Origin of the sequence: Pseudomonas sp. RL_5y_Pfl2_73 (assembly GCF_963970515.1) — a bacterium.
In the GTDB taxonomy this organism is placed as follows: domain Bacteria; phylum Pseudomonadota; class Gammaproteobacteria; order Pseudomonadales; family Pseudomonadaceae; genus Aquipseudomonas.
The window spans coordinates 24,365-48,062 of record NZ_CAXAPD010000020.1; the positions used below are offsets into that span (position 1 = coordinate 24,365).

19 protein-coding genes are annotated in these 23,698 nt (G+C 60.6%); 15 read left to right on the top strand and 4 right to left on the bottom strand.

Annotated features, from left to right (window positions below; translation table 11 throughout):
• The first annotated feature begins 6 nt into the window (after positions 1-6).
• From AACY42_RS19150 to AACY42_RS19185, 8 genes are all read left to right on the top strand, one after another.
• On the top strand, positions 7-1,440 hold the full coding sequence (locus tag AACY42_RS19150; RefSeq protein ID WP_339481618.1) for a sigma-54-dependent transcriptional regulator: 1,434 nt from the start codon (positions 7-9) through the stop codon (positions 1,438-1,440).
• A gap of 716 nt (positions 1,441-2,156) precedes the next feature.
• The gene (locus AACY42_RS19155) at positions 2,157-3,554 is read left to right on the top strand and encodes a polynucleotide adenylyltransferase PcnB (RefSeq protein ID WP_339481619.1); all 1,398 of its coding nucleotides are present in this window, start codon (positions 2,157-2,159) and stop codon (positions 3,552-3,554) included.
• A 3-nt stretch (positions 3,555-3,557) separates the two neighbouring features.
• The gene (folK, locus tag AACY42_RS19160) at positions 3,558-4,043 is read left to right on the top strand and encodes a 2-amino-4-hydroxy-6-hydroxymethyldihydropteridine diphosphokinase (RefSeq protein ID WP_339481621.1); all 486 of its coding nucleotides are present in this window, start codon (positions 3,558-3,560) and stop codon (positions 4,041-4,043) included.
• 266 nt (positions 4,044-4,309) lie between these two features.
• A complete protein-coding gene (gene panB, locus AACY42_RS19165; RefSeq protein WP_339481623.1) occupies positions 4,310-5,110 on the top strand; it encodes a 3-methyl-2-oxobutanoate hydroxymethyltransferase in 801 nt (266 codons plus the stop codon).
• The gene (panC, locus tag AACY42_RS19170) at positions 5,107-5,967 is read left to right on the top strand and encodes a pantoate--beta-alanine ligase (RefSeq protein ID WP_339481624.1); all 861 of its coding nucleotides are present in this window, start codon (positions 5,107-5,109) and stop codon (positions 5,965-5,967) included. Before panB ends, panC begins: the two co-directional genes overlap by 4 nt.
• A 325-nt stretch (positions 5,968-6,292) precedes the next feature.
• On the top strand, positions 6,293-7,957 hold the full coding sequence (pgi, locus tag AACY42_RS19175) for a glucose-6-phosphate isomerase (protein ID WP_339481625.1): 1,665 nt from the start codon (positions 6,293-6,295) through the stop codon (positions 7,955-7,957).
• A 244-nt stretch (positions 7,958-8,201) separates the two neighbouring features.
• A complete protein-coding gene (gene acs / locus AACY42_RS19180) occupies positions 8,202-10,139 on the top strand; it encodes an acetate--CoA ligase (RefSeq protein WP_339481626.1) in 1,938 nt (645 codons plus the stop codon).
• A 97-nt stretch (positions 10,140-10,236) separates the two neighbouring features.
• Complete coding sequence (locus AACY42_RS19185) at positions 10,237-11,253, top strand: class I SAM-dependent rRNA methyltransferase (protein ID WP_339481628.1); 1,017 nt, start codon at positions 10,237-10,239, stop codon at positions 11,251-11,253.
• Positions 11,254-11,662: 409 nt separating this feature from the next.
• Here AACY42_RS19185 and AACY42_RS19195 read toward each other — a convergent pair whose 3' ends face one another.
• Entirely contained in the window at positions 11,663-13,099 is a 1,437-nt protein-coding gene (locus AACY42_RS19195) for an alanine/glycine:cation symporter family protein (RefSeq protein WP_339481629.1), read from the bottom strand.
• Between the two features lie 852 nt (positions 13,100-13,951).
• On the opposite strand from AACY42_RS19195, the gene AACY42_RS19200 reads away from it, so the two are divergent.
• Positions 13,952-16,885: a DUF748 domain-containing protein gene (locus tag AACY42_RS19200; RefSeq protein WP_339481722.1), complete on the top strand. Its 2,934-nt coding sequence runs from the start codon at positions 13,952-13,954 to the stop codon at positions 16,883-16,885.
• A gap of 1 nt (position 16,886) precedes the next feature.
• Positions 16,887-17,186, top strand: coding sequence for a DUF2845 domain-containing protein (locus AACY42_RS19205; protein WP_339481630.1), 300 nt, complete (start codon positions 16,887-16,889; stop codon positions 17,184-17,186).
• 335 nt (positions 17,187-17,521) lie between these two features.
• Here AACY42_RS19205 and AACY42_RS19210 read toward each other — a convergent pair whose 3' ends face one another.
• Both AACY42_RS19210 and AACY42_RS19215 read right to left on the bottom strand, forming a co-directional pair.
• Positions 17,522-17,875, bottom strand: coding sequence for a BON domain-containing protein (locus tag AACY42_RS19210; RefSeq protein ID WP_339481631.1), 354 nt, complete (start codon positions 17,873-17,875; stop codon positions 17,522-17,524).
• 317 nt (positions 17,876-18,192) lie between these two features.
• Complete coding sequence (locus tag AACY42_RS19215) at positions 18,193-18,627, bottom strand: pilin (protein WP_339481633.1); 435 nt, start codon at positions 18,625-18,627, stop codon at positions 18,193-18,195.
• A gap of 224 nt (positions 18,628-18,851) precedes the next feature.
• On the opposite strand from AACY42_RS19215, the gene pilB reads away from it, so the two are divergent.
• From pilB to yacG, 5 genes are read left to right on the top strand one after another with little or no spacing between them, the layout of a single operon-like run.
• Complete coding sequence (pilB, locus tag AACY42_RS19220) at positions 18,852-20,552, top strand: type IV-A pilus assembly ATPase PilB (protein ID WP_339481635.1); 1,701 nt, start codon at positions 18,852-18,854, stop codon at positions 20,550-20,552.
• A gap of 2 nt (positions 20,553-20,554) precedes the next feature.
• A complete protein-coding gene (locus AACY42_RS19225; protein ID WP_339481636.1) occupies positions 20,555-21,772 on the top strand; it encodes a type II secretion system F family protein in 1,218 nt (405 codons plus the stop codon).
• Between the two features lies 1 nt (position 21,773).
• Positions 21,774-22,643 carry a prepilin peptidase gene (locus AACY42_RS19230; RefSeq protein WP_339481638.1) on the top strand — a complete coding sequence of 290 codons (870 nt, stop codon included), beginning with the start codon at positions 21,774-21,776 and terminating at the stop codon, positions 22,641-22,643.
• Positions 22,643-23,266: a dephospho-CoA kinase gene (coaE, locus tag AACY42_RS19235; RefSeq protein ID WP_339481639.1), complete on the top strand. Its 624-nt coding sequence runs from the start codon at positions 22,643-22,645 to the stop codon at positions 23,264-23,266. The genes AACY42_RS19230 and coaE overlap by 1 nt, the downstream gene beginning before the upstream one ends.
• Complete coding sequence (gene yacG / locus AACY42_RS19240; protein WP_339481640.1) at positions 23,263-23,463, top strand: DNA gyrase inhibitor YacG; 201 nt, start codon at positions 23,263-23,265, stop codon at positions 23,461-23,463. Before coaE ends, yacG begins: the two co-directional genes overlap by 4 nt.
• On the opposite strand, the gene AACY42_RS19245 is transcribed toward yacG, so the two are convergent.
• On the bottom strand, positions 23,460-23,675 hold the full coding sequence (locus AACY42_RS19245; RefSeq protein ID WP_339481642.1) for a hypothetical protein: 216 nt from the start codon (positions 23,673-23,675) through the stop codon (positions 23,460-23,462). The two genes, yacG and AACY42_RS19245, sit on opposite strands and share 4 nt — an antisense overlap.
• Between the last annotated feature and the right edge of the window lie 23 nt (positions 23,676-23,698).

The window sequence follows — 23,698 nt, forward strand, 5'->3', positions numbered from 1 at the left end:
GAATCAATGCCGCACATTTTGATCGTCGAAGACGAAACAATTATCCGCTCCGCCTTGCGCCGCCTGCTGGAACGCAACCAGTACCAGGTCAGCGAAGCCGGTTCAGTGCAGGAAGCACAAGAACGTTTCAGCATTCCAACGTTTGACCTGATCGTCAGCGACCTGCGCCTGCCTGGTGCCCCGGGTACCGAGCTGATCAAGCTTGGCCAGGGCACCCCCGTGCTGATCATGACCAGTTACGCCAGCCTGCGCTCGGCGGTCGACTCCATGAAAATGGGCGCGGTGGACTACATCGCCAAACCGTTCGACCACGACGAGATGCTCCAGGCCGTGGCCCGCATCCTGCGCGACCGACAGACGGCGACCAGCAACCCGGTGGAGCCCGTTGGCAAGGCCAGTGCCTCGGCGAAAGCCGGCGCCAGCAACAATAATGGCGAAATCGGCATCATCGGTTCCTGCCCGCCCATGCAGGACCTGTACGGCAAGATCCGCAAAGTGGCGCCGACCGACTCCAATGTCCTGATCCAGGGCGAGTCCGGTACCGGCAAGGAGCTGGTAGCCCGTGCCCTGCACAACCTGTCACGCCGGGCCAAGGCACCGATGATCTCGGTGAACTGCGCGGCGATTCCGGAAAGCCTGATTGAGTCTGAACTGTTCGGTCACGAGAAAGGCGCGTTCACCGGCGCCAGCGCCGGACGCGCCGGGCTGGTGGAAGCGGCGGACGGCGGCACGCTGTTCCTTGATGAAATCGGCGAGCTACCACTGGAAGCCCAGGCGCGGTTGCTGCGGGTGCTTCAGGAAGGCGAAATTCGCCGGGTCGGCTCGGTGCAGTCGCAAAAGGTCGATGTCCGCCTGATCGCGGCCACCCACCGTGACCTCAAGAGCCTGGCAAAGATCGGCCAGTTCCGCGAAGACTTGTATTACCGCTTGCACGTGATCGCCTTGAAGCTCCCCGCCCTGCGCGAGCGTGGCGCGGACGTCAATGAAATCGCCCAGGCCTTCCTGGCTCGCCAGAGCGCGCGGGTCAACCGCACCGATCTCAAGTTCGCCCCGGACGCCGAACAGGCCATTCGTCATTACGCCTGGCCGGGTAACGTTCGAGAGCTGGAAAACGCGGTCGAGCGGGCGGTAATCCTGTGCGAGAGCCCGGAAATCTCTGCCGACTTGCTGGGCATCGACATCGAACTGAGCGACCTGGACGACGAAGAATTCATCGGCCTGGCCCCGCAACAGGGCGGTGCTGCCAACAACACCAGCCACGAACCCACCGAAGACCTGTCCTTGGAGGACTACTTCCAGCACTTCGTCCTGGAGCACCAGGACCACATGACCGAGACCGAACTGGCACGCAAACTGGGCGTAAGCCGCAAGTGCCTGTGGGAACGTCGCCAGCGCCTGGGAATTCCACGGCGCAAGACCGGAGCGACCAGCGAAAGCTGAGGTGTGGGGGTAACACCGCCGAATGTGAAAAAACTGTTACCTCAGCTTTTTCACGTAACAGAAGCCGGGGTTTACGGTAACGAAACCCCGGCTTTTTTTCGCCCCGAAAAAATAGTTATAACCCTAGAACCCCCGATTTCGCTGGGCCACGCAAAAGTTGGCACGCACCCTGCTATAGCTTTGGTACAAGAACAATAACAAGCAATGCAAAAGACAATAAAAATAAGACGAATCGACTCACGCACAATAAAAACAAGACGGCGAGAGGCGCAGCTAACTGATTCTTTTGGAGAGGCGTTGTATTTGGGGCTTGCCCCACAACCAGGCCGAGAACAATAAAAACTGTCTCAAGACAGGTGCCTGAACTGGTTGGATCGATTGATCACTGCAACACAGCGACCAAAGCAATCCGTTTGCTCTTGGCTCCCGATTGGGAGGGTCACGAAGGGAAAACCTCGTGACGCGGGCACTCAACAAAAACAAGAAGCCCAAAACCAATAATAAAAATAGAGCACGCAACTAATTCTGGGGGAGCTTCGGCTCCCCTTGTGGTTTCTGTCGTTCCCGCCTCCCCGTAGCCTACAAGGCTTGTCGCTGAAGCTTGCAGCTCTAAATTGCTCCGTCCTACACCATCCCTCGACTAAATGCTAGAATCTCGGCCCATCATGCGGTCACTCTTCGTTTTTGGCCGAATATTCCTTCAAACAGTGCATCCCATGCTGAAGAAGCTGTTCCAGTCATTCCGTTCTCCCTTGCGTCGTACGCAACACATTCGCAGCACGCCTGAAGTGCTCAACAGCGGCCAGCATTCATTGCAAAAGGCCCAGTTCAGCCGTTATGCGGTGAACATCGTCGAACGTTTGCAGAACGCCGGCTACCAGGCTTACCTGGTCGGTGGCTGCGTGCGCGACATGCTGCTCAACATCACCCCCAAGGATTTCGACGTCGCCACCAGCGCCACGCCGGAACAAATACGGGCCGAATTTCGCAATGCGCGGATCATTGGCCGGCGCTTCAAGCTGGTCCACATCCACTTCGGTCGCGAAATCATCGAAGTGGCGACCTTCCGCGCCAATCACCCGCAAAACGATGAAGAGGAAGACAGCAACCAGTCTTCCCGCAACGAGAGCGGGCGCATCCTGCGCGATAACGTCTACGGCACGCAGGAAGAAGACGCGCAACGCCGCGACTTCACCATCAACGCCCTGTATTACGATCCGGTCAGCGAGCGCATCTTCGATTACGCCAACGGCGTACACGACATTCGCAATCGCCTGATCCGCCTGATTGGCGACCCCAAGCAGCGCTACCAGGAAGACCCGGTGCGAATGCTGCGGGCCGTGCGTTTCGCCGCCAAGCTGGATTTCGGCATCGAAAAACACAGCGCCGTGCCGATTCGCGAACTGGCGCCGATGCTGCGGGAAATCCCTTCTGCGCGCCTGTTCGAGGAAGTGCTCAAGCTGTTTCTGTCGGGTAACGCGGCAGACACCTTCGAGATGCTGGTGGACCTGCAGTTATTCGACCCGCTGTTCCCCGCCAGTGCCGAGGCTCTGGAGCACAACCCGACCTACACCCACACCCTGATCAGCGATGCACTGATCAACACCGACCTGCGCATTAAGCAGAACAAGCCGGTGACACCTGCGTTCCTGTTTGCCGCGTTGCTCTGGCCTGCCCTGCCGGCCCGGGTGTTGCGCCTGCAAGATCGCGGCATGCCGCCGATCCCGGCGATGCAGGAAGCGGCCCACGAGCTGATCGCCGAACAGTGCCAGCGCATTGCCATTCCAAAACGCTTCACGATGCCGATCCGCGAGATCTGGGACATGCAGGAACGCCTGCCACGGCGCAGCGGCAAACGTGCCGACCTGCTGCTGGACAACCCGCGTTTCCGCGCTGGCTACGACTTCCTGCTGCTGCGTGAAAGCGCAGGCGAGCAGACCGATGGCCTGGGCGAATGGTGGACCGATTACCAGGACGCCAACGACAGCGAGCGCCGCGACATGATTCGCGAGCTCAGCGGCAAGGATGACGGCGCCAGCGGCCCACGCAAGCGCCGTCGCAGCAGCGGAGCCAAACGCAAGCGTGCCGGTGCACCAAGCGCATCGGGCGAGTAATCGATGGAACGCATCTATATCGGCATGGGCAGCAACCTGGCCGAACCCGCCGAACAATTGCGCAGCGCCATCCAGGCGCTGGCGCAATTGCCCGGCACCCAACGGGTGAGGGTCTCGGCGTTTTATCAAAGCGATTCCCTGCTGCCCGGCCAGCCGCGCTACACCAACGCAGTGGCGGCGCTGGACAGCAGCCTGGCACCGCTGGACCTGCTCGATGCGCTGCAAGCCATCGAAACCGGACAAGGTCGCGAACGCCTCGAACGCTGGGGCCCGCGCACCCTGGACCTGGACATCCTGCTGTTCGGCGATCACCTGATCGACGAGCCTCGCCTCAAGGTCCCCCACTACCACCTGCAGGCCCGGGCCTTCGTGCTGTATCCGCTGGCGGAATTGGCGCCCGCCGACCTGCGCCTGGCCGATGGGCGCTTACTCAAGGATCTCCTTGCGGCGTGCCCATTCGCCGGCCTGGAACGCTTGCCTGCGAACTGATGCCCCCCTGAGGGTGCCAGCAGTCAAATCCAAAACACGCCTCGACGCTGAAACGCATCAGTAACCCCGGTAACACCCGGCGGTAACACATCCAATTGACTTCCCGAGTGCTCCTCACGACTATAGGCGTCCCGTTGCCGCCAACGCGGCGCTGAAGGGCGCAATCCAGGCCTTACAAGCACCATGGATAGAAGGTGCGCCTGTATCAATGACGAATCATGCGCGTTACTCGCAGTAGTTCACGAGCGCCTAATGAGGACTTTTTCATGCCAGCTATTACCCTGACCACGCTGCAAGGTTTCAAGCAAAAAGGTGAAAAAATCACCATGCTGACCTGCTATGACGCAACGTTCGCCCACGCCTGCAATGAGGCCGGTGTCGAAGTGTTGCTGGTGGGCGATTCCCTCGGCATGGTGCTGCAAGGTCACGACAGCACGCTGCCGGTGACCACCGCCGAGATGGCCTACCATGTGGCCGCCGTCAAACGCGGTAACACCGATGCACTGATTCTCGCCGACCTGCCGTTCATGGCTTACGCCACCCTCGAACAAACCATGACCAACAGCGCCATGCTGATGCAGGCCGGAGCCCACATGGTCAAGGTCGAAGGCGCGTTGTGGCTGGCCGATTCGATTCGGCTGCTGGCCGAGCGGGGTATCCCGGTGTGCGCGCACATGGGCCTGACCCCACAAGCGGTCAATATCCTCGGTGGCTACAAAGTCCAGGGCCGCAATGAGAACCAGGCGCGGCAGATGCGCGCCGATGCGATTGCACTGGAGCAGGCTGGCGCGGCGATGTTGGTGCTCGAATGCGTGCCCAGCGAGCTGGCAGAAGAAATCACCCAGGCGGTGAAGATTCCGGTCATCGGAATCGGCGCCGGCCACGCCACCGATGGCCAGGTGCTGGTGCTGCACGACATGCTCGGGCTATCGATCACCGGTCATGTGCCCAAATTCGTGAAGAACTTCATGGCTGGGCAAACGTCCATCCAGGGTGCCCTGGGTGCCTACGTCACCGAAGTCAAGGCTGCGACGTTCCCTGGCGCCGAACACGGGTTTTCTGCATGAACACCGTCAAAACCGTACGCGAACTGCGGGCCGCCGTGGCCCGTGCCCGCGACGAAGGCAAACGTATCGCCTTCGTGCCGACCATGGGCAACCTACACAAAGGCCACGTGGCGCTAGTCACCAAGGCCGCGCAACGGGCCGACTTCGTGGTGGCGAGTATTTTCGTCAACCCCCTGCAATTTGGTGCCGGCGAAGACCTGGAAAAATACCCCCGCACCCTGGCGGCCGACCAGGAAAAGCTGCTCCAGGCCGGCTGCCATCTGCTGTTTGCCCCCAGCGTCGAAGAGATGTACCCCGATGGCATGGCCGGGCAGACCCGGGTCAGCGTCCCGCAATTGTCCGAAGGTTTGTGCGGTGCCAGCCGTCCAGGGCATTTCGAAGGTGTGGCGACGGTGGTCAGCAAGTTGTTCAACATGGTCCAGCCTGACCTGGCGGTGTTTGGTCAGAAAGACTTCCAGCAACTGGCAGTGATTCGCGCACTGGTCCATGACCTGAACATGCCGATCCAGATCATCGGCGAGCCGACGGTTCGCGCCGAGGACGGCCTGGCGCTGTCCTCGCGCAACGGCTTTCTCAGCCCGGATCAACGCGCCGTCGCGCCCGTGGTCTATCGTGCCCTGAGCCAGATCGCCGAGGCCATCAAACAGGGCCGACGAGATTTCCCGGCGCTGATCGATGAGCAGCTCAAGCAACTCAAAGCCGCCGGCCTGCGTCCCGACTACCTGGAAATCCGTCACGCCAAGACCTTGCGCCCGGCATTGGGCGAGGACCGTGACCTTGTGATTCTGGTGGCGGCCTTCCTCGATACCACGCGCCTGATCGACAACCTGCACCTGAACCTCGACACGCCCGCCTGAACCCACACCCGCCCCAATCCGGGGATGGGCCTTGTGGGAACAACGCTTGCTCGCGATAGCGGTCTGAAACTCGACATGCGTGTCGAACTTGACCACTTCGTCGCGAGCAAGCGTTTGCTCCCACAGCGCCCCCCTTCCCGCCCCGTTGTATAAAAAAGTACCGGGAATCGGTCAGACAAAGCCAAGACAGATCGCAACACGAGGTTTACTGTAGTCGCCCTGCGTCCGGCGATCGTGTCGATGCAGTGTCCGGACGCCCACCTGGAGCCGCGCCGGAATTTTTAGTGTACAAAAGGTCGTTCAAGTAAAAAGGAAACCCGCAGCGATGGCGTATTACCGAACCCCTCATGACGTGACCGCTCTGCCAGCCTGGCAAGCGCTGAATGACCACCGCAAAGCCATGCAGGATTTCAGCATGCGCGAAGCGTTCAATGCCGATCCGCAGCGTTTCACTCAATTCACCCTGTCGAGCTGCGGTCTGTTTCTCGACTACTCGAAAAACCTGATCAACGCCCAGACCCGCGACCTGCTGGTGGGCCTGGCCAACGACGTCGACCTCAAGGGCGCGATCAAGTCGCTGTTCGAAGGCGAAATCGTCAACGCCTCGGAAAACCGCCCTGCCCTGCACACGGCCCTGCGTCGGCCAGTGGGCGACAAGTTGCTGGTCAACGGCGTCAACGTGATGCCGGACGTGCATAAAGTGCTGAACCAGATCACCGACCTGGTGGGCCGCATTCACGACGGCCTGTGGCGCGGCTACACCGAGAAGCCGATCACCGACGTGGTGAACATCGGCATCGGTGGTTCTTTCCTCGGCCCGGAGCTGGTGTCCGAAGCGCTGTTGTCCTACGCGCAAAAAGGCGTTCGCTGCCACTACCTGGCGAACATCGACGGCAGTGAGTTCCATGAACTGACCATGAAGCTGCGCGCCGAGACCACGCTGTTCATCGTCTCGTCGAAATCCTTCAACACCCTCGAAACCCTGAAAAACGCCCAGGCCGCCCGCGCCTGGTACCTGGCCCAGGGTGGCTCCGAAGCGGAGCTGTATCGCCACTTCATCGCCGTGTCGAGCAACAACGCCGCCGCCGTAGCCTTCGGCATCCGTGAAGAAAACATCTTCCCGATGTGGGACTGGGTCGGCGGGCGTTACTCGCTGTGGTCGGCCATCGGCCTGCCGATCGCCCTGGCCATCGGCATGTCGAACTTCAAGGAATTGCTCTCCGGCGCCTATTCCATGGACCAGCATTTCCAGAGTGCCCCATTCGAGCAGAACATGCCGGTGCTGCTGGCATTGCTGGGCGTGTGGTACGGCAACTTCTGGGGCGCGCAGAGCCATGCGATCCTGCCGTACGACCACTACTTGCGTAACATCACCAAGCATTTGCAGCAATTGGACATGGAATCCAACGGCAAGAGCGTGCGTCAGGACGGTACACCCGTGTCGACCGACACGGGCCCGGTGATCTGGGGCGGCGTCGGCTGCAACGGTCAGCACGCCTACCACCAGTTGCTGCACCAAGGCACCCAGCTGATCCCGGCCGACTTCATCGTGCCGATCGTCAGCTTCAACCCGGTTTCCGATCATCACCAGTGGCTGTACGCCAACTGCCTGTCCCAGAGCCAAGCGCTGATGCTCGGCAAGACCCGCGCCGAAGCCGAAGCCGAGCTGCGGGACAAAGGCGCCAGCGAAGAAGAGGTGCAGAAACTGGCCTCCCACAAGGTGATCCCAGGCAACCGTCCGAGCAACACCCTGGTGGTCGAACGCATCAGCCCCCGTCGCCTCGGCGCACTGGTGGCGCTGTATGAACACAAGGTGTTCGTGCAAAGCGTGGTCTGGGGCATCAACGCCTTCGACCAATGGGGCGTGGAGTTGGGCAAGGAACTGGGCAAAGGCGTCTACAACCGCCTGGTGGGCCGCGAAGAAAGCTTGGCCGAAGATGCTTCGACCCAGGGCTTGATCAACTACTTCCGCGGACGTCACCGCGGGTGATAGTCTGACAGGGCGGCTCACCCGCCCTGTCACCTCTCGTTCAGGACAGTTCCAACGGCTCGGGTTACCCGCAAACCGTGGAGTACACGGTACTGTAGGAGCTGCCGAAGGCTGCGATCTTTTGATCTTGATCTGATCTTTCACTCGGCACTCAAGTGGCATGAGAGAACAGATCGCAGCCTTCGGCAGCTCCTACGAGGGGCGTGCAGCTCCTCTTGTCGCAAAACAAGAATAAGGAACCGTCATGTTCGATATCAGCCAGTACCCCCAAGCCGATGCCGTCCGCCGGGCTGCGCAATTGAGTCAGGACGAGTACAAGCGGCTCTATAAAGAATCCATCGAACACCCCAGCGCCTTCTGGGCCGAGCAGGCCACCCGCTTTCTCGACTGGATGACGCCCTGGCAAACCGTCCAGCGCTATGACCTCAAGAACGGCGACGCGACCTGGTTCGCCGGTGGCAAGCTGAACGTCAGCGCCAATTGCATTGACCGTCACCTGCAAACGCGCGGCGACCAGACGGCAATCATCTGGGAAGGCGACGACCCCGCCGAATCGGCAGAAATCACCTACAAAAAACTTCACAACCATGTGTGCCGCCTGGCCAACGTGCTGAAAAGCCGTGGCGTGAATAAAGGCGATCGGGTCTGCATCTACATGCCGATGATCCCCGAGGCCGCCTACGCCATGCTCGCCTGCACCCGCATCGGCGCGGTGCATTCCGTGGTGTTCGGCGGCTTCTCACCGGACTCGCTGCGCGACCGGATTCTCGACGCCGATTGCCGCACCGTGATCACCGCTGACGAAGGTGTGCGCGGCGGGCGCTTCGTACCGCTCAAGCGTAACGTCGACAAGGCCCTGGAAAGCTGCCCGAACGTCAGCACCGTACTGGTGGTCGAGCGTACCCAGGGCGAGGTGAACTGGGTTGAAGGCCGTGACCTGTGGTACCACCAGGCCATGCACGAGATGAGCGACGACTGCCCACCCGAACCGATGGACGCCGAAGACCCGTTGTTCATCCTCTACACCTCCGGCAGCACTGGCAAACCCAAGGGTGTGCTACACACCACGGGCGGCTATCTGCTGCAAGCGGCAATGACGTTCAAGTACGTGCTCGACTACCGCGACAACGAAGTGTTCTGGTGCACCGCCGATGTCGGCTGGGTCACCGGCCATAGCTACATCGTCTATGGCCCGCTGGCCAATGGCGCCACCACGCTGATCTTCGAGGGCGTGCCAAGCCACCCGAGCAGTTCGCGCTTCTGGCAGGTGATCGACAAACATCAGGTCAACATCTTCTACACCGCACCGACCGCCCTGCGCGCGCTGATGCGCGAAGGGGCCGGACCGTTGCAGGAAACGTCCCGCAAAAGCCTGCGATTGCTCGGCAGTGTAGGTGAGCCGATCAACCCGGAGGCGTGGGAATGGTATTTCAACACGGTAGGCGAACAGCGCTGCCCGATTGTCGATACCTGGTGGCAGACCGAAACCGGCGGCATCATGCTCAGCCCGTTGGTGAGTGCCCCCCGGCTCAAGCCAGGCTGCGCCACCCGGCCGATGTTCGGCGTGCAACCGGTCTTGCTGGATGAAGTGGGCAAGGAAATAAATGGCCCCGGCAGCGGCGTACTGGCGATCAAATCCAGTTGGCCCGGGCAGATTCGTAGCGTCTACGGCGATCATCAACGCATGGTCGACACCTACTTCAAACCCTACCCCGGCTATTACTTCACCGGCGACGGTGCGCGTCGCGACGAAGACGGCGACTACTGGATCACCGGGCGCATCGACGACGTGATCAACGTCTCCGGGCATCGCATTGGTACCGCCGAGGTGGAAAGCGCCCTGATACTGCACGACAACATTGCCGAAGCGGCTGTCGTCGGTTACCCCCACGACCTCAAGGGCCAGGGCATCTATGCCTTTGTCACGCCGATGAACGGGGTCGAGGCCAATGAGGCGCTGAAGAACGAATTGCTGGCCCACGTCAGCAAGGAAATCGGCAGCTTCGCCAAACCGGAACTGATCCAGTGGGCACCGGCGCTACCCAAGACCCGTTCGGGCAAGATCATGCGGCGCATCCTGCGCAAGATCGCCTGCAACGAACTCGACAGCCTCGGCGACACCTCGACCCTGGCCGATCCAAGTGTGGTGGAGGGGTTGATCGACAAACGCCTCAATCGCTGAGGATTCCCTGTGGGAGCGAGCTTGCTCGCTCCCACAGGGACCACGCCAGCCATAACTGCTAAACTCCCGCGCTTCATTTCTCTAAGGCGCGCCCGGCATGTCTTCCTTGAATCAGGCGCTGCGCGCCGCCCTCGACCAGCGCCAGGAGCTGCTCGGCCAACTGCACCCACAAGGCACCGACTGCTATCGCCTGTTCCATGGCAGCCAGGAAGGTGCGCCCGGCCTGACCATCGACCGCTACGGTCCACAACTGCTGGTACAGAGCTTCCATCAGTCGCTGGAGCGCGACGACCTGCTGCAACTGCACGGCATCGTCAACGAACGGCTAGGCCTGGAAACGCTGCTGGTCTACAACGACCGCGCCCGGGGCAATTCGCGCGTCGACCGCCAAGACACCGTCTATCAGGCGGACGACGCCGCCCTGCAAGACCTGGTCGGCCATGAATGGGGCTTGAATTATCGCGTCCGCGGTCGCCATGCCGGGCAGGACCCACTGCTGTTTCTGGACCTGCGCAACGCCCGGGGCTGGGTCAAGGCACACAGCCGCAATAAAAGCGTGTTGAACCTGTTCGCCTACACCTGCGGCGTCGGCCTGAGCGCTGCGGCCGGTGGTGCGCGGGAGGTGTGCAACCTGGACTTCGCCGAAGGCAACCTGGCGGTGGGCCGCGAAAACGGCCTGCTCAACCCCGATTTGCCGCCGATGGAGTTCGTGCAGTCGGATTACTTTCCGGCGATCCGCCAACTGGCCGGCCTGCCTATCAGCCAGCGGCGTGGGCAGAAACTGCCCAGCTACGTGCGCCTGGAGCAACGCCAGTATGATTTGGTGCTGCTCGACCCGCCTGCCTGGGCCAAAAGTGCGTTCGGCACCGTCGACCTGTTGCGCGACTACCAAAGCCTGCTGAAACCGGCGCTGCTCACCACCGCCGACAATGGCGTGCTGATCTGCTGCAACAACCTGGCAAAAGTGCCCATGGACGACTGGCGCGAGCAGGTGTTGCGTTGTGCGGAAAAAGCCGGCCGTCCGGTGCGCGAGTGGAGCGTGTTGACGCCCGGCAGCGATTTCCCCTCCCGGGACCAGCAGCCGCCGCTCAAGACGTTGATCCTCCAGCTCTAGCAGGCCGTTGAAAAAGGCCGGACCGAATTGGGATCAGGCAAACTACCCGCCATGTTCCTCAATGTCGGCGGAAGACCGAGCCGATGCGTGGACCCGATCTCAAGCAAAACGACCTGTTCAGCTAAACGACGCTGGAGCAGCGGATCCCCAAGGATCACCCGCGACGCGAGCTGGTGGATACGATCCTGGTGTCGATGGATTCTGATTTTGAGAACACTAGTTGGGTACAGGGCGAAGGAGATTTGTTTTTTCGACGTGTCCGGATGACGGCCATCGGGCTGGCGCAGAGCCCACCGGTGCCCGATGAGCAGTCAACACGTCAGGGCAGCGGCACTCCATTTTGAACTGAACGAGCATTACAGAAGCCGCTGGCGTAACCCTGTCACCGGCTACGCCGCGGGGCGCTGTCCTAAGCTTTACTACCCAGAACGTGCGCCGCGGTCGCGGGTTGTTCGCCCCATATCTCCTGATCGATTTTCCCAGCGAGCTCCGGATAGTCCGTCAAGTTGAGAGCAGGTGTGCCCTCACGGTTCTGCGCGAAGTAGTCGCGGGTCAGCTTGGCCACCAGGCCGGAGAGCAGGCAGATCGCAACCAGGTTGATGGTAGCCATCAGCCCCATCGCGGCATCGGCGGCATCGAAGACCGTGGCCACGCTTGCATAAGCCCCCCAGACCACCATCAGCAAGGCCAGCGTACGCAGTACGGTAAGCCCGGCACGGTTGTTCAACTTCAAGTACACCATGGCATTTTCAGCGTAGGTGTAGTTGCCAATGATCGAGGTGAAGGCAAAGAAGAAGATGGCAATCGCGATGAAGTAGGTCCCTGCCCCACCGATGTGGTCGCTCATCGCTGCCTGGGTCAGGTGAATGCCCGTCAGCTCCGGGCTCGCGACCACCCCGGAAAGCAGGATCATGAGCGCGGTGGCGGTACAGATCAGCAACGTGTCGATGAACACCCCGAGCGCCTGCACCAGCCCTTGGGAGGACGGATGGTGCGGATTGGCAACCGCTACCGCGGCGATATTCGGTGCCGAGCCCATGCCGGCCTCGTTGGAGAACAGCCCGCGCTTGATGCCATTGAGCATGGCACCGGCAATGCCGCCGACCGCCTCTTCCAGGCCGAAAGCGCTCTTGACGATAGTCGCCAGCACCGAGGGGACCTCGGACAGGTTGTTGCCGATTACGTACAACGCCATCAGCAGGTAGGCACCAGCCATGAAAGGCACGACCCATTCGGCAATCTGCGCGATTCTCTTGATACCGCCGAAGATCACCACGCCGGAGATCAGGGCCAGGACAACCCCGGTGGCCAACTTGGGCACGCCGAAGGCACCGAGCGTTGCATCGGCGATCGAGTTGGCCTGCACGGCACTGAACACCAAACCGAAAGTCAGAATCAGACAGATGGAAAAGATCGTTGCCGCCCAGGGGGCATTCAGGCCCTTGGCAATGTAGAACGCCGGACCGCCGCGGAACTCACCGCTCTCGGTGCGCACCTTGAACAACTGGGCCAGGGTGCTTTCCGAATAGGCGGTGGCCATGCCGACCAGAGCCACCATCCACATCCAGAAGATCGCGCCAGGTCCACCCAGGGTGATGGCCACGGCCACCCCGGCCAGATTGCCGGTGCCCACGCGCGAGGCCAGACTCGTGCACAGCGCCTGGATCGGCGTGATACCGCTCTTGTCGGTTGCCGGGGCGCGCAGCACGGAACGGAAAAATTCGGGGAAATGGCGGAACTGCAGGAACCCGAGGCGGATGGTGAAGAAGACCCCAACCGCCAGGAGTACATAGATCAGGACATAGCCCCAGAAAAAGGTATTGAGTGCGTCGATTATGGTCGTCATGGCATTCCTTTTGTTTGTCGCGCGCGCGACATGCACTGGCACGCACAGCCTGTGGTTGCAAACTCTTGCGCCTGTCCATTTCCTCCGCGAGCCTCCCCTGAGGCTGGCAGTCCGGGGCAATCACAGGTAATGGAGTAACGCCCGTGCCAGACTGTAACGTTTTGCAATCATAGCCGAACGAAAGTCTCAGGCAGAAAAATGCAGTTTTTCAGCAGACGACTTGTTATTTTATTGCAACAACTTCGACGATTTTCCGGATGGCCGCCGCGGCAGCGCCCAGGGTGCCGAACCTCCCCTCGTGATCCGCAACGGTACAAAGCCCCGCCCGAAAAGACGCCTCGGGAGGGTGCACCAGCTCAGTCCCCCGGTCCGCCCCAACCGAACGCTTGTGCAGCCACGCTCTGACGTGCATATCCGCGGCCACCCGCAGAACAGGGGAGCCCGAGCCCGACCCTGGACAGCCCAGCCAACTAGCGCCAGCGCCTGTACATCATCTTCCACACCGACACCGCGGCCGGCCAACGCTTCGATCGCTGGCTGTTACTGGTCATCCTGGCCAGCCTGCTGGTGGTCATGCTCGACAGCATTCACAGCCAGTACAGCGCGCAACTAATCGGCCTGGAATGGGGCTTCACCGCACTGTTCGCCATCAAGTACGTCACGCGCCTGTATTGCTCGCCCAAGCCGTTGCGCTATGCCTTCAGCTTCTTCGGCCTGGTCGACCTGCTAGGCCCACGCCGGAATTTTCACCGAGAAAACCAGACAAAATCTCATAATTCCCACTGGCTTCGGAACCGTAAACGCATGCCATACTCCAAGGCATTCCGAATTCACACCAAGATGAAGCCGCACATGCCCAAAGGATTGATTCGCGCCATCGGCGCCCTGTTGACCGCACTGGCCCTCTACAGCCTGTTGGGCTTTCTGATTTTGCCGGGCATCGCCTTGCGCATCGCCAACCAGCAATTGGCCGCCCTTGCGACGGTGCCGGCGCATATCCAACGTATAGAACTCAATCCCTTCAGCCTCGAACTCACCCTCTGGGGCCTGAATATAGGCGAACCGGGCAAGGAACAGATCGGCTTCGAACGGCTGTACGCCAATGTGCAACTCGACAGCCTGTGGTCCGGCGCCCTGCACCTGGTCGACATCGAGCTGGACAAGCCCAAGACCGACGTAGTGTTCGCCAAGGACGGTCAGTTGAACCTGCTGGGCCTGTTCAAGCTGCCGGCCAGCGAACCGACGCCCGCCGACCCCGAGGCCAAACCGTTCCCCCTGCGGGTCGACCGGATCAAGTTGGCCGGCGGTTATGTGCATTTCCAGGACCTGCGCCCCAGCGAGCCCATTGAGTTTCTCTACGACACCCTCGACTTCGAGCTGAAAAACCTCAGCACCCTGCCCGACGACAACGCCGACATGACCCTGGTGGCGACAGGCCCCGAGGGCGGGCAGATCGACTGGACCGGTAATTTCAGCCTCACACCGATTGCCTCCCAAGGCACGCTCAAAGTCACTGGCGGCCAAATGAAAGCCTGGTGGCCCTATGTGCGCGACGCCGTGCCGCTGGTTCTGGAAAACGGGATCCTGAACCTCAGCACCGACTACAAACTCAACCTGGCCAAGGGCACTGAGCTGCTGCTCAGCAATGCCGCTGTCAGTGTCGCGCCCTTCTCCATCAAGGCGCCCGATGGCCGTCCATTGGTGAAACTCGAACGCCTGGATGTCAGTGAAACCACGGTGGACCTGGCCAAGCAGCAAGTGATCGTGGGCAAGATCCGCAGCCAGAAGCTGGAAACCTGGGCCGCTCGCGAAGCGGACGGGCAGCTGGACTGGCAGAAACTCTTCGCCAGCCAGCCGGCCAAACCGCAGGTCAAGGCTGAGCCGGCATCCGCCCCGGCAACGGCCGACTCGCCAAAAGCTGAACCGGCGCCGCCCAGCAAACCATGGCAAGTGATGTTGAAGGACGTGCAATTGCGCGACTATCGGGTGCACCTGGCTGACCGTCAGGCCCAACCCGCCGTGGCACTGGAGGTCGGTCCGCTGAACCTCGACCTGCAGAACTACGACACCCTCAACGGCTCGCCCTTTACCCTCAAGCTGGACACCGGTATAGGCAAACAGGGCAAGATCCTGGCCGACGGCGAGGTCAACCTGAACCCGATCACCGCCAAGCTCAAGGTCAAGACCCAGGACGTCGACCTGCGCCTCGCCCAGTCGTACATCAACCCGTTCATTCGCCTGGAGCTGCGCTCCGGGATGCTCGGCAGTGACCTGGCGGTCGATCTCAAAAGCACCGAGCCGCTGGCATTTGCCGTCACCGGTCGCGCCCAGGTCGATCAATTGCACACCCTCGACACGCTCAAGACCCGCGACTTCCTCAAGTGGCAGAGCCTGGTCCTCGAAGGGCTGAGTTATCAGCACGGTGACAGCCTGTCCATCGACAAGGTCAACCTGTTCCAGCCTTACGCGCGGTTCATGATCAATGACGACCGTACCACCAACGTCGATGACCTGCTGATCCCACAACCGACCGACAGCGGCGCCAAGAAAACCGCGGCAAAACCGTCGTCCCAGGAAAAACCGCTGGCCATCCACATCGGTGGCATCGCCATCAATGACGGTTCGGCCAACTTCGCCGACTTCAGCCTGACGCCCAATTTCGCCACCGCCATCCAGCAGCTCAACGGCCAGATCGGCACCATCGACAGTCGCCAGGCCAAACCGGCCAGCGTGGACATCAAGGGCAAGGTCGATCGCTATGCCCCGGTCACTATCAAGGGGGCGCTCAACCCCTTCGATCCGATGGCCAGCCTCGACATCGCCACCAGTTTCAAACGGGTCGAGCTGACGACCCTGACGCCCTATTCCGGCAAATTCGCCGGCTATCGCATCCGCAAGGGTCGGCTCAATCTCGACCTGCATTACCGGATCACCCAGGGCAAGCTCCAGGCAGAGAACAAAGTGGTGGTCGAGCAACTGCAACTGGGGGAGAAAGTCGACAGCCCGGACGCCGTGAGCCTGCCGCTGAAACTGGCCGTCGCCTTGCTCAAGGACTCCGAGGGCAAGATTTCCATCGAGCTGCCGGTTTCCGGCGACCTCAACGATCCACAATTCAGTGTCATGCCAATCGTCTGGCAGACCCTGCGCAACCTGGTGGTCCGAGCGGCCCAGGCGCCGTTCAAACTCATCGGTGGGCTGGTGGCCGGCGGCGGCTCGGAGGACCTGGGCAACGTCGCGTTTGCGCCGGGCTCCAGCGACCTGAGCAAGGACAACGAAGGCACGTTGCTCAAACTGTCCGAAGCCCTTGGCAAACGTCCGGAGCTGCGTCTGGAGATCGAAGGCACCGCCGCCGAAAGCAGCGACGGTCCGCTGCTTGCCGCCCAGCGCCTGGAACGTGAATACCAGTACAACTACTACAAGATACTGCAGCGTCGGGGCGACAAAGTACCGGCCCAGGCCTCCCTGATACAGGTACCCGAGGATGAAAAGGCACCGTTGCTCGAAGGCATCTATCGCGCCCGCCTCAAGACCCAGCCGCCTGCCGAATGGACGCAACTGGATAAAAAGGCGCGCATCGAGAAACTGCGTGAAGGCGTGATCAAGTTCTGGAGCGGCAGCGACGTGCTCTTGCGCCAACTGGGGCAGGAGCGGGCCAGCAGCATCAAGGACTTCCTGGTGGACAAAGGCCAGTTGGCAGACGACCGCGTCTATTTCATCGACGCGAGCCTCGGCCAGGCCGAGAGCGATGGCCGGGTTATTACCCCGATGCATCTGGATGCCGAATAAGATGAAACCCTGGTTCGGGCTCTGCGTAGGTCTATTGCTGCTGGCCACCGGCCAGGCCGCGGCTGCCGACACGCTGCGCTGCGCCAGCCAGTTGATCAGCGTCGGCGACCGCTCGAGCGAAGTGTTGCAAAAGTGCGGGGAGCCAGCGGCGCGGGATGACCTGGGCTACAAGCGCAGTGTCAATCGCCGGGAGGAATACCCGGTGGAGGAATGGACCTACGGCCCCAACAGCGGCATGTATCAGTACCTGCGTTTCGAGGGGAATCGGCTGGTGCAGATCACCAGCAAGCGGGGGCGGTGAAAGGCCTCCTATCCCATCCGTTGGAATGGTGTTGAAAGGACCGGCGCCATCGCGAGCAGGCTCGCTCCCACAGTGGAACGGGTTTCTTCAAGCCGAACGCATTTAAATGTGGGAGCGAGCCTGCTCGCGAAAAGCGCAACTCGGTTTCCCAGACATCCCCACAAACTTCACCGCACCTTTCCCTCCCCGGAATAGAACAGGCCCCCGACACGAATGCCGGGGGCCTGTAATGGCCACGTCCGTGTGGCCTTTCGCATGAACTCCAAAGCAACGGCAAACGTATAACCTGGCCCGCTTGCCGCGCCTTCTCCCAGTCCAGGCGAGAAGTCTCAGCCTTACTCGGATTTCAGGCCATCAGCCGATACGGCTTGCACGCCTTTGATCTTTTTGGCGATCGCTACGGCGGTGTCTTTTTGCGCATCCGTGACTGCAGTAGTCGAAGACAGGGATACAACACCTTTATTGGTTTCGACTTTGATATCAGTGCCTGGAATGCCTTTTTCAGTGACCAGGTCAGCTTTGACCTTGGTGGTGATCCAGGTATCGGAAACGTCTTCTTTGGCCTCTGTCACTTCGCCCGCAGCCAGCATCATTGGCGCCTGAGTTGCTTGAGTGGTCTCGGCGAATGCGCTAGCCATGCTCAGGGTCAATGCGGTAGCAGCGGCGGCAGTGATAGCGAACTTCTTCATACGAGTAACTCCTGTTTTTCTCAGAAACCGCCGGAGGTGCATCCCGGCAGGGTTAACTGGAGTAGTGCGAACGCTGTGCCAGCTTTGAAGAATCAACTAATTACTTATAAATCATAAAGTTAAGCGAATTGGTTTTTTTCGCGATCATGCAATATGCATGAAGCGGTGATTCTGAACATGCAACTTGCGGGTTTGGGCCTATTTCTAAGCTTATGAATTGCGAAGGGTCTCTGTAAGGCCCTAGATTGTTCCCTCCTGAGTACCCAGCATCCATAAAAAAGGGCCGCTACGCAGCCCAGACCAAATCAAGTTCGAATTTATTTTTTTCCGGCAGGTGCCGCTGCGCCACCGGTGCAGCCGGCCGGCAAGAATTCTTGATCGGCATCAGAGCCACACGTCCACGCGCCTGCCGCCGAGCGGGAGAGTGTGATCGTCTTACCCGCCACAGCGGCAGGTGAATTAACCAGCTTACAAACGACGGTGCCTGACCCGGCCGAAGCCGTACCCGTGATTGTGAGTTCGCAGTTGCTGGTAGGCGTAGTTACGTTCATGTTCTCTGCCGTTGGATCAGTACCTTGATTCATGGCGTCCTCATACGGCACCTTTAGCGCAGAAATTTCCGCCAGTCCCGCCGTCGCCTTGGCCCGCGCCTGGTACTTGGAATATTGCGGCAACGCAAACGTCGCCAGAATGCCGATGATCGCCACGACGATCAGCAGTTCGATCAAGGTAAAACCACTCTGCTTATTCATAAACATCTCCCATGCATGAGTCGAAATCTCATGACCTGAAACGGTCATTGCAGGGCATATGCCAACCCTGCAACCCCATCAATAAAGGGTTTAGAACCCGCACAACGGCCACGTCCTACCTCAACAACCGCACTATCTGACGTTTTTTGTCACCCTGCCCCGCTGGTTTGGCGCCAAGCCTTGACTAGGCTATAAGTCATGAATTGTTCGCCGCCGGGATTCCCATGAATGACATCGCCCTCAGCGGCCTGACCAAGCAATTGGTGTTGGCCGAACTGCTCACCGAGCAAAGTGCGCAACAGGCGCATCAACAGGCCCAACTCAGTCATATCCCCCTGGTCAGCTACCTAGTGCAGAACAAACTGGTCCAGAGCCGCCAGGTCGCGGAGATCGCCTCGGAGCATTTCGGCGTCGCCCTGCTGGACCTCAACAGCCTGGACAAAGAAGCCCAACCCAGCGACCTGGTCAGCGAAAAACTGGTGCGCCAGCATCACGCCCTGCCGCTGTGGCGCCGTGGCAACAAATTGTTCGTGGGCATCTCCGACCCCACCAATCACCAGGCCATCAACGACATCCAGTTCAGCACCGGCCTGACCACCGAAGCCATCCTGGTGGAGGACGACAAGCTCAGCGACGCCATCGAAAAGTTCTTCGAATCCAGCAGCACCGGCCTGGAAGGCATGAGCGATGTCGACCTCGACGGCCTGGACATCGAATCGATCGACGACACCAGGCAGGATTCCATCGCCGGCCAGGACACCGACGACGCGCCCGTGGTGCGCTTCGTCAACAAGATGCTGTTGGACGCGATCAAGGGCGGCTCTTCCGACCTGCACTTCGAGCCCTATGAAAAAATCTACCGGGTGCGGGTGCGCACCGACGGGATATTGCGGGAAGTGGCCAGGCCGCCGATCCAACTGGCCAACCGCATCGCCGCCCGCCTGAAGGTCATGGCCAGCCTGGATATTTCCGAGCGGCGCAAACCCCAGGACGGGCGCCTGAAAATGCGCCTGTCGAAAACCAAGTCCATCGATTTCCGGCTCAACACCCTGCCCACGCTTTGGGGCGAAAAGGTGGTGATCCGGATCCTCGACCCATCCAGCGCGCAGATGGGCATCGACGCCCTGGGCTACGAAGCGGACCAGAAAGACCTGTACATGGCCGCCCTCAAGCAACCCCAAGGGCTGATCCTGGTGACCGGTCCGACCGGCTCGGGCAAGACCGTGTCGCTCTACACCGGGCTGAATATCCTCAACACCGTGGACATCAACATTTCCACCGCCGAAGACCCGGTGGAGATCAACATGGAAGGCATCAACCAGGTCAACGTGAATCCGCGCCAGGGGATGGATTTCGCCCAGGCCCTGCGCTCGTTCCTGCGCCAGGATCCGGACGTGATCATGGTGGGCGAGATCCGCGACCTGGAAACCGCCGAGATCGCCATCAAGGCCGCCCAGACCGGGCACTTGGTGCTCTCTACCCTGCACACCAACAGCGCCGCCGAAACCCTGATCCGCCTGCAGAACATGGGCATTCCGGGGTTCAACATCGCCACCGCCGTGCACCTGATCATCGCCCAGCGGTTGGCGCGCAAGCTGTGCAGTCACTGCAAGACGGCCATCGAGATTCCCGAGGAAACCTTGCTCAAGGAGGGTTTCCCTCGGGAACGCATCGGCACATTCACGATCTATGAGCCGGTCGGTTGCGAACAGTGCAACCTTGGTTACAAAGGGCGCGTGGGGGTTTACGAAGTGGTCAAGAACACGCCCGAGCTGCAACGGCTGATCATGGCCGAGGGCAACTCGCTGGAAATCGACCTGCAAATGCGCAAGGACGGTTTCAATGACCTGCGCACGTCGGGACTGCTCAAAGTGATGCAGGGCGTCACCAGCCTCGAAGAAATCAACCGGGTCACCAAGGATTGAACATGGCGGTCAAGTCAGTCAAAACCGATGTTTACACTTGGGAAGGCAAGGACCGCAAAGGCACAAGAATGAGTGGCGAGCTGACGGGACAAAGCCCGACGCTGGTCAAGGCACAGCTGCGCAAACAAGGCATCAACCCGCAGAAGGTGCGCAAGAAATCCACCTCGATCTTCAGCAAGGGCAAGCGCATCAAGCCGCTGGATATCGCCCTCTTCACCCGCCAGATGGCCACGATGCTCAAGGCTGGCGTGCCGCTGTTGCAGGCGTTCGATATCATTGGCGAAGGCTTCGACAACCCCAACATGCGTAAGCTGGTGGACACGGTGAAGCAGGAAGTCGCCGCCGGCAACAGCTTCGCTGCGGCGCTGCGCAAGTGCCCGCAATATTTCGACGAGCTGTACTGCAACCTGGTAGACGCCGGCGAACAGGCCGGTGCCTTGGACACGCTGCTGGACCGGGTCGCGACCTACAAGGAAAAGAGCGAAGCGCTCAAGGCCAAAATCAAGAAAGCCATGACCTACCCTGCGGCCGTGATCCTCGTTGCCGCAGTGGTCACGGGGATCCTCCTGGTCAAGGTCGTGCCGCAATTCGAATCGGTATTCTCTGGACTCGGCGCGCAACTCCCTGCCTTCACGGTAATGGTCATAGGTCTGTCGGAAATCATGCAGCAATGGTGGTGGATGATGCTTGGCGGATTGGTGGGGATATTTTTTGGCGTGAAGTACGCGCTCAGGCGTTCGGAGCGCTTTCGCGACTGGCGCGACAAATGGCTGCTCAAGCTGCCGTTGATAGGCACCTTGCTGTACAAATCCGCCGTGGCCCGCTACGCCCGTACGCTTTCCACCACCTTCGCCGCCGGCGTGCCACTGGTGGAGGCCCTGGATTCGGTGTCTGGCGCCACCGGCAACGTGGTGTTCAAACGTGCCGTGCAACGCATCAAGCAGGACGTTTCGACCGGCATGCAGTTGAATTTCTCCATGCGTGCCTCAGGCGTCTTTCCGAACATGGCGGTCCAGATGACCGCCATCGGCGAGGAGTCCGGTGCGCTGGACGACATGCTCGACAAGGTGGCGAGCTTTTATGAGGCCGAGGTGGACAATCTGGTGGACAACCTCACCAGCCTGATGGAACCCTTCATCATGGTGGTCCTGGGGGTGGTCGTCGGTGGCCTGGTGGTTGCCATGTACTTGCCCATCTTTCAACTCGGCTCTGCGATCTGACATGCCCCTGAGCGAATTTTTCGTGCTGTATCCCCTGGCTTTCGTGCTCGTTGCAGCACTGCTTGGCCTGATCATCGGCAGCTTCCTCAACGTGCTGGTGTGGCGCCTGCCGAAGATGCTCAACCGCGAATGGCGCCTGCAGGCCCACGACCTGCTGGGCCTGCCTGCCGAAACCCCGGGCCCGGTCTACAACCTGATGCTGCCCCACTCCCAATGCCCGCACTGTGGCCATCGCATTCGCGCCTGGGAAAACATTCCGCTGCTCAGCTACCTGATGCTGCGCGGCCGTTGTTCGAACTGCGCCGCGCCCATCGGCAGGCGTTACCCCCTGACCGAAATGGCCTGCGGTGCGTTATCGGCGTTCGTTGCCTGGCATTTCGGCTTTGGCTGGCACGCCGCGATGGTGATGGTGTTGACCTGGGGCCTGCTGGGCATGAGCCTGATTGACGTCGAGCATCAATTACTGCCCGATACCCTGGTGCTGCCGTTGTTGTGGCTGGGTTTGATCATCAACAGCTTCGGGCTCTTCGTGTCCTTGAACCAAGCGATGTGGGGGGCGGTGGCCGGCTACCTGGCGCTATGGTCGGTGTTCTGGGTGTTCAAGCTGATCACCGGCAAGGAAGGCATGGGCTATGGTGATTTCAAGCTGCTGGCGATGCTCGGCGCCTGGGGGGGCTGGCAGATCCTGCCGCTGACGCTGCTGTTGTCGTCGCTGGTGGGTTCCGTTGTCGGGGTGATTGTGCTGCGCTTGCGTGATGCTCCCGGGTCGACGCAGATTCCGTTTGGACCTTATCTGGCCATTGCCGGCTGGATTGCCTTGCTCTGGGGTGGTCAAATAACCGACTTCTATTGGCAGTCTGTCGGTTTTTAATGAATACCTCAGCAAAAAAAACCTGGATTCTCGGCCTGACCGGTGGCATCGGCAGCGGCAAGAGCGCGGCGGCCCAGCATTTCATCGACCTGGGCGTGCACGTCATCGACGCCGATCATGCGGCGCGCTGGGTGGTCGAGCCCGGGCGCCCGGCGCTGGCGAAAATCGCCGAGCACTTCGGCCCCGGCGTATTGCAGGCCGACGGCGCCCTGGACCGGGCGGCGCTGCGCAAGCTGATCTTCGAGAACGCCGATGAACGCCGCTGGCTCGAGGCGCTGCTGCATCCGCTGATCGCCGAGGAAATCGCCCACCATCTGGCCCAGGCACAATCGCCCTATGCGATCCTGGTATCACCGCTGCTGATCGAGTCAGGGCAGTACACCATGACCCAGCGGATCCTGGTGATCGATGCGCCGGAACAACTGCAGATCGAACGTACGTTGCAGCGCGACCAGACCAGCGAGCAGCAAGTCCAGGCGATCCTCAAGGCCCAGTCCAGCCGCCAGGATCGCCTGAGCCATGCCGACGACGTGGTGGTCAACGATCGCGACCTCGCCTGGCTGCACAGCGAGGTCGAGCGCCTGCATCACTTTTACCTTACTTTGCGTGGAGGCCAATCATGAGCCAAACCCCAACCGTTGATTGCCCAACCTGTGGCGCCCCTGTGGAATGGAGCCCGGAGAGTAAATTCCGGCCGTTCTGTTCTGATCGCTGCAAACTGATCGACCTCGGCGCCTGGGCGTCGGAAGAACACAAGATTCCGGTCAGCCCCGATGCCGAGGACGAGCTGTTCAGCGAGGACTTCGAGCCTCGCCATTAAGGCCGCATGAAACCGTAGTCCTGTTCATCGTCGAGGTTTTCCGCCAGGAAACTCAACTCATCGGCCAGGTCTTCAGGGCTGCGCACTGTCTTGCTCTGTTGCACGATCGCAGTGAGCAAGGCGCGCAGGCTCAAGCCCGGGTCAAAACCAATCTCCATGGCGGCGTCGTGGCTACGCCTGATCTCTTGTCTTGCCCACTCATAAACACTCATGGTTGTGCTCCTGGAAATTTTCC

Bases quoted from the DNA above. Each gene is read 5' to 3' on its own strand.
- panC (WP_339481624.1), top strand. From the start codon at position 5,107: ATGAACACCGTCAAAACCGTACGCGAACTGCGGGCCGCCGTGGCCCGT.
- yacG (WP_339481640.1), top strand. From the start codon at position 23,263: ATGAGCCAAACCCCAACCGTTGATTGCCCAACCTGTGGCGCCCCTGTG.
- AACY42_RS19150 (WP_339481618.1), top strand. From the start codon at position 7: ATGCCGCACATTTTGATCGTCGAAGACGAAACAATTATCCGCTCCGCC.
- AACY42_RS19195 (WP_339481629.1), bottom strand. From the start codon at position 13,099: ATGACGACCATAATCGACGCACTCAATACCTTTTTCTGGGGCTATGTC.
- AACY42_RS19225 (WP_339481636.1), top strand. From the start codon at position 20,555: ATGGCGGTCAAGTCAGTCAAAACCGATGTTTACACTTGGGAAGGCAAG.
- coaE (WP_339481639.1), top strand. From the start codon at position 22,643: ATGAATACCTCAGCAAAAAAAACCTGGATTCTCGGCCTGACCGGTGGC.
- AACY42_RS19210 (WP_339481631.1), bottom strand. From the start codon at position 17,875: ATGAAGAAGTTCGCTATCACTGCCGCCGCTGCTACCGCATTGACCCTG.
- AACY42_RS19185 (WP_339481628.1), top strand. From the start codon at position 10,237: ATGTCTTCCTTGAATCAGGCGCTGCGCGCCGCCCTCGACCAGCGCCAG.
- pgi (WP_339481625.1), top strand. From the start codon at position 6,293: ATGGCGTATTACCGAACCCCTCATGACGTGACCGCTCTGCCAGCCTGG.
- folK (WP_339481621.1), top strand. From the start codon at position 3,558: ATGGAACGCATCTATATCGGCATGGGCAGCAACCTGGCCGAACCCGCC.
- AACY42_RS19200 (WP_339481722.1), top strand. From the start codon at position 13,952: ATGCCCAAAGGATTGATTCGCGCCATCGGCGCCCTGTTGACCGCACTG.
- AACY42_RS19230 (WP_339481638.1), top strand. From the start codon at position 21,774: ATGCCCCTGAGCGAATTTTTCGTGCTGTATCCCCTGGCTTTCGTGCTC.
- panB (WP_339481623.1), top strand. From the start codon at position 4,310: ATGCCAGCTATTACCCTGACCACGCTGCAAGGTTTCAAGCAAAAAGGT.
- AACY42_RS19215 (WP_339481633.1), bottom strand. From the start codon at position 18,627: ATGAATAAGCAGAGTGGTTTTACCTTGATCGAACTGCTGATCGTCGTG.
- AACY42_RS19205 (WP_339481630.1), top strand. From the start codon at position 16,887: ATGAAACCCTGGTTCGGGCTCTGCGTAGGTCTATTGCTGCTGGCCACC.
- AACY42_RS19245 (WP_339481642.1), bottom strand. From the start codon at position 23,675: ATGAGTGTTTATGAGTGGGCAAGACAAGAGATCAGGCGTAGCCACGAC.
- pilB (WP_339481635.1), top strand. From the start codon at position 18,852: ATGAATGACATCGCCCTCAGCGGCCTGACCAAGCAATTGGTGTTGGCC.
- AACY42_RS19155 (WP_339481619.1), top strand. From the start codon at position 2,157: ATGCTGAAGAAGCTGTTCCAGTCATTCCGTTCTCCCTTGCGTCGTACG.
- acs (WP_339481626.1), top strand. From the start codon at position 8,202: ATGTTCGATATCAGCCAGTACCCCCAAGCCGATGCCGTCCGCCGGGCT.